We start from the raw sequence: 10,030 nt of genomic DNA, 5'->3' as shown, positions 1-10,030 counted from the left end.
GCGGCAGGCCGAGGTCGCGGCGGAGCCGGGCGATCAGGACGTCGATCGGCAAAGCGGTGTCGGCGAGGTCGGCGTCGATGCGCTCATCCTCGGTCAGCCGTTCCCAGAGATCGGCGGTCAGCCGCTCCCTCGCCTCGGGCCTTTCAGCGGCGACGGCGCGGGACATGCGTTCACCGACGGCGCGGCGCCGGCGGTCCTTCTCGTCCTGCCGCCGGTCCTTGTGGGCTACGGCCTCGCGCTGTGCCTCCTCGCGCTGTTCCCGCAACTTCATCTTGAGGGCGATGGCGCGGCGGATGCCGAGGAAGAGGCTGCTGAAGCGGGTCTCCGCCTCCCCGGCGCGGTCGAGATCGCCGGCCTCGAGGGCGGCGACGCCCTGGGCCTGGAACCCCGAGGCCAGCCCGAAGGCGAGCCCCGCCAGCTCGGACAGCATCGAAATGTCGGCCTCGTCCGTGGCCGGCGAAGCGGCGGAGGGAGTTTCGGCTTTGATGGCGTCATCGACCATGGCTTGATTAGAACAAAAGAGGAACAAAAAAGCAAGCGAATTCGTATCTCCCGCTTGTCGGGCGCCATGAGGGGACCGGCCCCGGCGCGCGACGCCCGAGCCGGCGCCCGGTCACGGCAGGACGCCGGAAGCCCTGCTCGGACGGCCAGGGCCGGCTGCGGAGTGCCCGAAACCAGCCATCGCACGCGGCGCCGGAGAGCGGACATGACCGCATGCGACCCTATCCGGCCTGTTCGACTCAGCTATAATGAGACCATTAATGTGGGGGGTCTCATGAAGCGTTTTGTCTGGCTGGTGGCTGGGCTGGTTGTCGGCTGCATACCAAATCAGAAGCCCACTGAGACGGCCGTTATTATCGAGTCTTTAGATAAAATCGACTCAGACTTGAAAAATATTTCTGGTATGCAATTGGTAATATTTAGACGCGACTACGGTACCACTATAGCGATTCCGGCGACATCGGAGGCCCTCCGAGAGATTGCAGATCAGTCATGCCAGATATCGGCATCTGCATCTGGGATTTCCAGCCTATTGCATCGAATAAAGGATTCTCATCTCAGAAATACGACGAAAGATGCAGATTTGTTCTGGGGCTTTGTCCTATTATTCAATAATAATATTGTTCATCAGGTGTATTTTGGAGTTCCTTATCTCAACGTTGATTACACATTTATGATAGTCGATGCGGAAAGATACGAAGTGCCGGTGAGGGTTGTTTCCTGGTTGGACGAAGTTACTGATATGGAAAGTTGCAAAATCAATTGATGCGGATTCAAGCGGTGGAGGTTTATCGGTAGGTCATTGAGGCGACGTCGGCAGGATCGACGGCTTTGGCGTCCCCCGCTGTTTAGGGCTTCGGACGCCGGCCCCGCTCCCGGCCCCTTCTCCTGCGCCAGGGCCGGCATCCGAGCCCTAAACAAAAGTTGCCACTGTGCAGCCTTCCTTCGATACCCGGACACGGACCATCTGAGCCAAATCGACGACAGGCGGCCCTCCTGTGCGAGGTCCGCTTTCGGGCAACGACAGCGCGCCCGGAATGTCCGCTTCGCGGAAGCCAGCAGCGCCATCGATCGTCGGCATTGAGCCGAATCCGGTCAGGTGCGGGGTGGCCGCCGGAAGAAGACGGGGCCCAGTGGCCGCAACCGGACGCCGTCGCGCAGGCGGGTGAAGGGCTGGGCCGCGGGGTCGGCCAGGTTCGGACCCGGGGCCTCGACCACCAGCACCGCCGCGGCGATCGGCTCGAAATCGGCGCGGAAATGGACCGAGCTCTTCAGCGCCAGGATGGTCTGCTCCGCCGGCTCGACCCCGAGATGCCGGAACATTTCCCGGTCGGCCGCCTGCTGCTTGCGGCTGCACACCACAACGCGGACGCCGCCCGGATGGCGCAGCAGCGCCATCGGGCCGAGCTGCATGCGGTTGCCGCCGTAGAACGGGCCGGTGCCGGTGAAGCGGCCATCGCCCAGCGCCTCGACCGTCCATTCCGCCCGCAGCGGCTGCTGCCCGCGATAGGCGCTGCCGGCGCCGATGCCGCGGTCCAGCACCGCCCCGATTCCGGCCGCATGCGCCGCCGCCGCCGTGGCCGCGTCGGCCAGCAGGCCCAGCACCGCGCCCTCGGCGCCGCCGCGGATCAGCGCCTCCAGCAGCACCACCCCGTCGGATTCGGCACCGCCGCCGGGATTGTCCTGAGTGTCGGCCAGCACCACCGGCCGCGTCACCCCGGCAAGGCGCCGGGCCTCGGCCACCGCCGCGTCGGGCTGCAGCAGCACCGGCACGAACTCCGGCTCGGCCGCGGCGATCGCGGCCGTCATCTCGTCCACCGCCGTTGCCAGCGCCGCGGCATCGGCGCCGTAGCCGACCAGGCTGGGGCCGCAATCGGCGAAATCCGCCGCCGGGAAGCCCATGGAGAAGCCGAGCGAGACGTCGTGCCGGCTCTCGAGCTCGGCCATCAGGGCGTAGAGCCGGCGCGCCGGGTCGCTGAGCGTGCATTGACCCACCAGGGAGACCAGGAACTCCGCCTGCCGGAACGCCTTCGCAGGTCGCCAGCCGGACAGAATGCGGTCCAGCAGCGCCGCCGCCCGCGCCCCGGTCTCGGCCATGTCGACATGCGGATAGGTGCGGTACGGCACCAGCAGGTCGGACAGGTCGACCATCCGCCGGGTGACATTGGCGTGCAGGTCGAGGCTGGCCACGATCGGGATATCCGGCCCGGTGACGGCGCGGATGCGGGCCAGGATCTCGCCCTCCCCGTCCGGCACGCTCTCGGTCACCATGGCGCCGTGCAGGTCGAGATAGACCGCGTCGACCGGCCCGGCGGCGCGCAGGTCGGCGACCAGCATCGCCGTGATCCGCTCGAAGGCGTCGTCGGTCACCGGCGCCGAGGGCGAGGCCGAGCACCACAGCAGCGGCGCGATCTCGTGCCCCGCCGCCGTCGCGGCTGCAAGGAAGCCGGCGGCGGGCAGGTTGATCCCGGCCAGGGCCGGCGCCAGCGCCGCGCCGCGCGACAAGCCGGGCCAGCCGTCGGCGGTCTCGAACTGGTCGTAGCCGGCCTTCACCGAGGCAAAGCTGTTGGTCTCGTGCTGGAACCCGCCGACCGCTATCCTCATCCCGTGCGCGCTCACGGATGCTTGTGGATCGGGTCGACCCAGTAGACGGCCTCCGGCTTCTCCACCGGCTCGATGTCGAGATTGACCACCACCGCCTCTTTGTCGCTGCGCACCAGCACGCATTCCAGCGGCTCGTCGGTCGAGGCGTTGATCTCCTGGTGCGGCACATAGGGCGGCACGAAGATGAAGTCGCCCGCCTCGGCCTCGGCGACGAATTCCAGCTTCTCGCCCCAGCGCATCCGGGCCTTGCCGCGGACGACGTAGATCACGCTCTCCAACGGGCCGTGGTGATGCGCGCCGGTCTTGGCGTCGGGGTGGATGGTGACCGTGCCCGCCCAGATCTTCTGCGCCCCGACCCGGGCGGCGTTGATCGCCGCCTTGCGGTCCATGCCCGGGGTCTGGGCGGTGTTGGGGTCGAGATCGGTGCCGCGGATCACGCGCACACCGTTCAGGCGCCAATCGGGTGTGTCAGAGGGGGCCGGGGTCTCGTGATGATGATGGTCGGTCATGGGTCGGTCCGTCCGGAAACTCTCGCGGCGTTCGGCGCCAGACTGCGCCGCGACCTCGGCTGAAGCAACCACGATGGATCCTTCCCGGCATTTCCCAGACCTGGCTTCACCGGTCCGTCACGGTTCGCTGCTATAGGAGCGGCGTCCGATTCTTCCCGTTGCCATGAGACACCGATCGTGAGTTCCGACAGCCGCCGCCAATTCCTGAAGACCGGCCTCGCCGCCGCGGCCGCGATGGCCATGCCGGCCAGCATCCGCCAGGCCATGGCGATTCCCGCCCACAACGCCACCGGCACCCTGCGCGATGTCGAGCACATCGTCGTGCTGATGCAGGAAAACCGGTCCTTCGACCATTACTTCGGCACGCTGAACGGCGTCCGCGGCTTCGGCGACCCGCGCCCGGCGCCGCTGCCGAGCGGCCGGCCGGTCTGGTACCAGAGCGTCGGCCGCAACGGCACCAGCCGCACCGGCTACGACAATGTCGGCTGGGACCATTGGCATGAGCGCGAGCGCTGGTACGAAGGCGACCCCAAGGCCCAGGCCCGGCTCGACTACGTCCTGCCGTTCCGGCTCGACACCGGCAGCACCAGCGCCCAGCACATGGACGGCACCGACCACAGCTGGAAGCTCGACCAGTCGCTGTGGAAGAATTGGGACAGCTGGGTGCCGCTGAAGAGCCGGATGTCGATGGGCTATTACGACACCGCCTCCGACCTGCCCTTCTATCGCCACCTGGCGGATGCGTTCACCGTCTGCGACGCCAACCACTGCTCGATATTCGCCAACACCGAGCCGAACCGGCAGTACTTCACCGGCGGCGCCAGCGTCTACACCCTGACCGGCCGCGACCCGCAGAACCCGAAGCGCCGGCTGCACGGGCAGGAGTTGGACAACAACTGGACCGGCGACATGGATCTCGACGAGCCCTGGGAAGGGCTCGCCTGGGAAGCCTATGCCGAGACGCTGGAGAAGCACGGGGTCGACTGGCGGGTCTATCAGGCCTATTCCAACTATGGCTGCAATTCGCTGGCCTATCACCGCGACTTCCGCAAGCTCGACAAGAGCTCCGACCTGTACAAGCGCGGCCGCGCCTATGTCGGGCCGAAGCTGGCCTCGAACGAGGATCCCTACGACGCCGTGCTGGCGCGGGCGATCGCCGACGACGTCAAGGCCGACCGGCTGCCGCAAGTGTCCTGGGTGATCTGCCCGGACGCCTTCTGCGAGCACCCCAACGCCTCGCCCGCCGCCGGCCAGGCGCTGGTCGACAAGATCCTCGAGGCGCTGACCAGCAACCCGAAGGTCTGGGCCAAGACCGTCCTGATCGTGAACTACGACGAGAATGACGGCTTCTTCGACCATGTTCCGGCACCGGTGCCGCCGGTGAACACCAGGTTCTACGGCTATCAGGGCCGCAGCACGCTGCCGGTCGCGGACGAGAACTACAATGGCGTGCCGATCGGCCTCGGGCCCCGGGTGCCGATGCTGGTGGTCTCGCCCTGGAGCAAGGGCGGCTGGGTCTGCTCCGAGCTGTTCGACCACACCTCGGTGCTGCAGTTCATCGAGCGGCGCTTCGGCGTACCTTGCCGCTTCATCTCGCCCTGGCGCCGCGCGGTTTGCGGCGACCTGACCACGGCCTTCGATTTCCGCACCCCCGACGCCGCCCTGCCGCCGCTGCCGGACACGCGCCGCTACAAGGCCGAGGCGGATGCCGCCGCCGGCCGGCCCGGGCCGGTGCCGCCCGCGGCGCAGTCAAAGCCGGTGCAGCAGCGCGGCCAGCGCCGCGCCCGGCCCCTGCCCTACCGGCTCGGCGCCCAGGGCCGGGTCGATCCGGGCGGGCAGCGCTTCTGGATCGATTTCGCCAATGCCGGGTCGGCCGGCGCCTGCTTCATCGTCTATGGCAGCGGCGGCGCGACCTTCAACGAGACGGGCAAGCCCTACGAGCCGGACGACACCGTGTTCCCGGACCGGCCGATGCAGCCGACCGCCGACCGGCGCGGGCCGTGGCAGTACACGGTCGGGGCCGGCGACTCGCTGTCCGACAGCTGGACGCCGGACCGCGCCGGCAGCTATGACCTGTCGGTCTACGGGCCGAACGGCATGCTGAACCAGTTCAAGGGCCGCCTGACCCCGGTCCTGTCGGGCACCGCCCGGCCCGAGGTGCGGCTGATCCAGGACGGCCTGGGCGGCGACGTCACGCTGCTGCTGACCAATGCCAGCTTCCGGCCCTGCTATCTGACGGTCAGCAATGGCTACAGCGCGGAGCCGCCGCGCCACCATTACCTGTGGCCGGGCGCCCTGGTGCGCGACCGCTGGTCGCTGCGGTCCAGCTCCGGCTGGTTCGATCTGAGCGTCACGGTGGGCACCGGGGACGGCTTCCTGCGCCGCTTCGCCGGCCATGTCGAGACCGGCCGCCCGAGCCTGACCGATCCGAAGATCGGCGGCCCCGCGGTCGAGACGATCTAGAAGAATCCGAAGGGAAACAGCGCCGAGGGACCGGGCTACCGGTCCTTCGGCAGCTTCTCGGCGATGCCATAGAGCTTCTGGCGGCGGTCCATCTCGTCCCAGACCTCGCGGGGGCTGATCTCGAGCTCGGTCAGCAGCACCGTGAGATTGAACATCAGGTCGGCGGCCTCCTCGATCACGGCCTGGCGTTCGCCGCGGACGGCGTCGATCGCCACCTCGGCCGCCTCCTCGACCAGCTTCTGCGCCATCTTCGGCACGCCGCTGTCGAGCAGCTTGGCCGTGCGCGGGCTGAACTGCATGCGCGACCGGCGCTCCCGCAACTCCTCCGCCAGAGCCTGAAGCCGGTCGCCTCCGAGCGTCGTCTGATGTCCCATGATCGATCCCTTCCGCTTCCCTCCGGAACCGCCTCCTCCAACGGCCCTCGCGGGATCCTGTGCCGCAATCGCGGCATCAGGATGTTCCTTCCGTCACGCCGCCGCCCCGGGCTGTTCAGGACGCGACCGGATTGCAACGGTCCGCGCCACATGCCGAGGCATTTGCACGGCTGTGCAAGCTCGACACGAAACAGCCTGGCTGTCAACCACCCATAGCCCATGGTCGGCACTGCTGAACCAGCTGTAGTGCTTGTCTTCTGCATGGCTGTGCATAAAATTGGCACCCTGCTGTCTCGGACAAGCGCCCCATTCAGGATTCCTCGTGACGCGTCGCAGCTTCGCCAGCGCCCAGCAGGTGGCCGACCGGGCCGGGGTCTCCCGCTCCGCCGTCTCGCGCACCTTCACCCCGGGCGCCAGCGTCTCGGCCGAGACCCGGCAGCGGGTGCTGCAGGCGGCGGAGGCGCTGGGCTACCACGTCAACCACCTGGCCCGCGGCCTGACGCGGCGGTCCAGCAGCATCGTCTGCATCGTCGCCTCCGACCTGGAGACGCCGCTGCGGTCGCGGATGGTCGGGGCCCTGACCGACCGGCTGCAGCACAGCGGCCGCGTCGCCATGCTGATCGGCACCAGCGGCCGCGGCGACGCCGATGCCCGGTCGGCGCTGCGGCAGATCCTGAACTACCGCGCCGACGCCACCATCGTGCTGTCCGGCACCCCGTCGGAGGACATCACCCGGCTGTGCATCGCCGCCGGGCAGCGGGTGGTGCTGATCAACCGCGACGACCGGATCGAGGGGCCGGACAATATCGCCATCGACAGCGCCCTGCCCGGCCGGCTGGCGGTCGCCGCCTTCCGCCGCGCCGGCTGCCGCCGGCCGTGCCTGGTGACCTCGGCCCAGGGCACGCCGTCGCTGCTGGCGCGCGAGGCCAGCTTCCTCGCCGCCGCCCGGGCCGAGGGGATCCAGCCGGCGGTCTGGCGCGGCGGCCGCACCGTCTACGCCACCGGCCGGGCCGCGGCGCACGACCTGCTGCTGCGGCCGGACCGGCCGGACGCAGCCTTCTGCATCAGCGACCTGGTCGCCTTCGGCTTCCTCGACGCCGCGCGCCACGACCTGGGCCTGCGCGTGCCCGAGGATCTCTGCGTCATCGGCTTCGACAACACCGAGCAGGCCGGGTGGTCGGCCTATGACCTGACCACCTTCGACCAGTCGGTCGACGCCACCGGCGACGCGGTGATGGCGGCGCTGGACTCCGCGGAGGGCACGGCGCCGCTGCGGCTGACGATCCCGGCGCCGCTGGTCTGGCGCCGCACCGTCCGCGGCCCGGCGCCGGACCGGATCGGCTAGAGCACGAAGTCGGCGGCGACGAGGGCGATGTTGCCGGTCACGGTGAGGTGGAAATCGGAGCCGCCGAAGCGGTCGATGTTGCCGGCAATGGTGGTGACCCCGGGGGCGGTGACGGCGTAGCGGAGCTGCCCCACCCCGGTGTACGCGGCGGTGCCGATGAAGGTGAAGGCCTGGTCGCCGGGCGTGGTGGTGTCGGCGTCGATCGCCGACAGGTCGATCTTGTCGCCCTGGGCGTGGCTGAAATCGTCGATGACGACGTAAACGACTCCCGCCGGGCTGACCTCGGTTCTGTCGAAGACAAAACGGTCGGCCCCGGCACCGCCCCTGAGGATATCCGTACCGTCATTCCCCCCTCTGGACAGCACGTCGTCGCCGCCCCAGCCTTCCAGGGTGTTGGTGACATTGGGGAAGTCGCTCCCGATCAGAACATCGTTGCCCTGGCTGCCGGACAGATTCTCGATCGAGATCAGGACGTCGCCTTGCGCGTCGCCACCGCTGGCGGTGCCGGCGGCCAGGCTGATCGTGACCCCGATCGAGCTGGTGTAGTAGCTGGCGGTATCCGACTCGCTGTTCCCAATGCCAAAGCCACCACCATCGAGGGTATCGGCCCCAGCCCCGCCGCGAAGCACATCGTCCCCTCCGGACCCCTGGAGCAGGTTGGCGCCGGCCGTGCCGTCGATGATGTCCCTCACGTTGCTGCCGCGGACATTCTCGATGCCGACATAGGTGTCGCCCTGGGCGTCGCCGCCGGTGCCCCTGCCGGTCGAAAGGTTGACCGTCACGCCCGCCGCGCTCCCGTCATAGACCGCGGTATCGATGCCGGCGCCGCCGTCGAGAGTGTCCAGGCCGGCCCCGCCCTGCAGCTGGTCGTCGCCGAGACCGCCGGTGAGGATGTCGCTGCCGCCGAGGCCCGACAGCGAGTCGTTGGCGTCCGATCCCACCATCCAGTCGGCCGCATTCGACGCCGCCAGCGATACCCGGAAGACGTCGGTGACGCCGTTGCTGTCGCCCGCCACCAGGTTGCTGGCGGCGCTGGAGAAGGTGACGATGTGGCCGTCCGCCGAGATCTCGGCGCCGAACGACGCGCCGTTCGCCTGCGCCCCGCCCAGCCCGACGGACAGGCGGATGGTGGTGCCGGTCACCGTGTCGCGCAGGAAGACGTCGTTGACGCCGTTGCTGTCGCCGGCGACCAGATTGCTGGCCGCGCTTTCGAACACGACATAGCGGCCGTCGCCCGAGATCGAGGCGTCGAGCGAGGCGCCGTTGCCCTGGACTCCGGCGCTGCTGACGGAAACCAAGGTGGTGGTGCCATCCGCCCGGTCGCGCAGGAAGATGTCGTCGACGCCGTTGGCGTCGCCAGCGACCAGGTTGGTGGCGGCGGAGGTGAAGGCCACGTCGAGGCCGTCGCCCGAGACGCTGGCATCGACCGAGGCGCCATTCGCCTGCACCCCGGCCGAGCTGACCGAGACGCGGGCGGTGACCCCGGTCGAGAGGTCGCGCAGGAAGACGTCGCTGACGCCGTTGCTGTCGCCCGCCACCAGGGTGGTGGCGGTGCTGGAATACACGACCGTGACGCCGTCGAAGGAGATGTCCGGGGACTCGACCGACCCGTTGCCCTGCACCCCGGCCGTGCTGACCGAGAGCCGGCTGGTGGTGCCAGCCAGGGTGTCGCGCAGAAAGATGTCGGTGGTGCCGTTGCTGTCGCCCGCGACCAGGTTGCTGGCCGCGCTCTGGAACACGACATAGCGGCCGTCGCCCGAGATCTGCGCCTGCCCGGACGGGCCGTTGCCCTGGGTGCCGTTGCCGGCGACGGAGATCAGCGTGGTGCTGCCGTCCAGCGTGTCGCGCAGGAAGATGTCGGCGGCGCCGTTGCCGTCGCCCGCGACCAGATCGCTGGCGTTGCTCTGGAACACCACGAAGCGGCCGTCATCCGAGATCGCCGGCAGATCCTCATTTCCATTGGAGTGAGCCCCGCCCGGCGTGTGCGACAGCAGCGTCGTGGTTCCGGTCAGAGTGTCGCGCAGATAGATGTCCGGATTGGCCGTGCCGGTGCCGCCCAGATTGGTCGCCTCGCTCGCGAAGACGACGAAGCGGCCGTCGCCCGAAATGGCGGAATTGAGCGAGCTGCCATTGCCCCTGAGGCCGGTACTCGACTGCGACATCAGCCCGGTGCTGCGCGTGTTGATGGACGCCATGGTGCTGCTTCCTCCCGATCGAGATTGGGTCGGCCGGAT

At 68.8% G+C, this 10,030-nt stretch carries 8 protein-coding genes; 3 read left to right on the top strand and 5 right to left on the bottom strand.

The annotated features are described in order from the left end of the window. Positions 1-502 (bottom strand): hypothetical protein (locus ACTOWL_RS28015; protein WP_441324572.1); only part of this gene is annotated, 502 nt, incomplete at its 3' end. A gap of 204 nt (positions 503-706) precedes the next feature. Here ACTOWL_RS28015 and ACTOWL_RS28010 point away from each other — a divergent pair. Then, positions 707-1,267, top strand: a complete 561-nt coding sequence (locus ACTOWL_RS28010; RefSeq protein ID WP_441324571.1) for a hypothetical protein — start codon at positions 707-709, stop codon at positions 1,265-1,267. 329 nt (positions 1,268-1,596) lie between these two features. Here ACTOWL_RS28010 and ACTOWL_RS28005 read toward each other — a convergent pair whose 3' ends face one another. Continuing rightward, the gene (locus ACTOWL_RS28005; protein WP_441324570.1) at positions 1,597-3,105 is read right to left on the bottom strand and encodes a M81 family metallopeptidase; all 1,509 of its coding nucleotides are present in this window, start codon (positions 3,103-3,105) and stop codon (positions 1,597-1,599) included. A gap of 11 nt (positions 3,106-3,116) precedes the next feature. Then, positions 3,117-3,614: a cupin domain-containing protein gene (locus ACTOWL_RS28000; RefSeq protein ID WP_441324569.1), complete on the bottom strand. Its 498-nt coding sequence runs from the start codon at positions 3,612-3,614 to the stop codon at positions 3,117-3,119. A gap of 177 nt (positions 3,615-3,791) precedes the next feature. Between ACTOWL_RS28000 and ACTOWL_RS27995 the strand changes: the two genes are divergently transcribed. Further along, positions 3,792-6,077 (top strand): phosphocholine-specific phospholipase C, encoded by a 2,286-nt coding sequence (locus ACTOWL_RS27995; RefSeq protein ID WP_441324568.1) that lies wholly within the window; start codon positions 3,792-3,794, stop codon positions 6,075-6,077. A 35-nt stretch (positions 6,078-6,112) separates the two neighbouring features. On the opposite strand, the gene hisE is transcribed toward ACTOWL_RS27995, so the two are convergent. Beyond that, the gene (gene hisE / locus ACTOWL_RS27990; RefSeq protein ID WP_441324567.1) at positions 6,113-6,451 is read right to left on the bottom strand and encodes a phosphoribosyl-ATP diphosphatase; all 339 of its coding nucleotides are present in this window, start codon (positions 6,449-6,451) and stop codon (positions 6,113-6,115) included. 322 nt (positions 6,452-6,773) lie between these two features. Here hisE and ACTOWL_RS27985 point away from each other — a divergent pair, with 322 nt between their 5' ends. After that, entirely contained in the window at positions 6,774-7,796 is a 1,023-nt protein-coding gene (locus ACTOWL_RS27985; RefSeq protein ID WP_441324566.1) for a LacI family DNA-binding transcriptional regulator, read from the top strand. Here ACTOWL_RS27985 and ACTOWL_RS27980 read toward each other — a convergent pair. Next, positions 7,793-9,991, bottom strand: a complete 2,199-nt coding sequence (locus tag ACTOWL_RS27980) for a beta strand repeat-containing protein (RefSeq protein ID WP_441324565.1) — start codon at positions 9,989-9,991, stop codon at positions 7,793-7,795. The two genes, ACTOWL_RS27985 and ACTOWL_RS27980, sit on opposite strands and share 4 nt — an antisense overlap. Positions 9,992-10,030 lie beyond the last annotated feature (39 nt).

The sequence above is a fragment of the Inquilinus sp. CA228 genome (genome assembly GCF_052078665.1).
GTDB lineage: Bacteria > Pseudomonadota > Alphaproteobacteria > DSM-16000 > Inquilinaceae > Inquilinus.
This window is presented reverse-complemented; position numbering and strand designations above follow the sequence as displayed.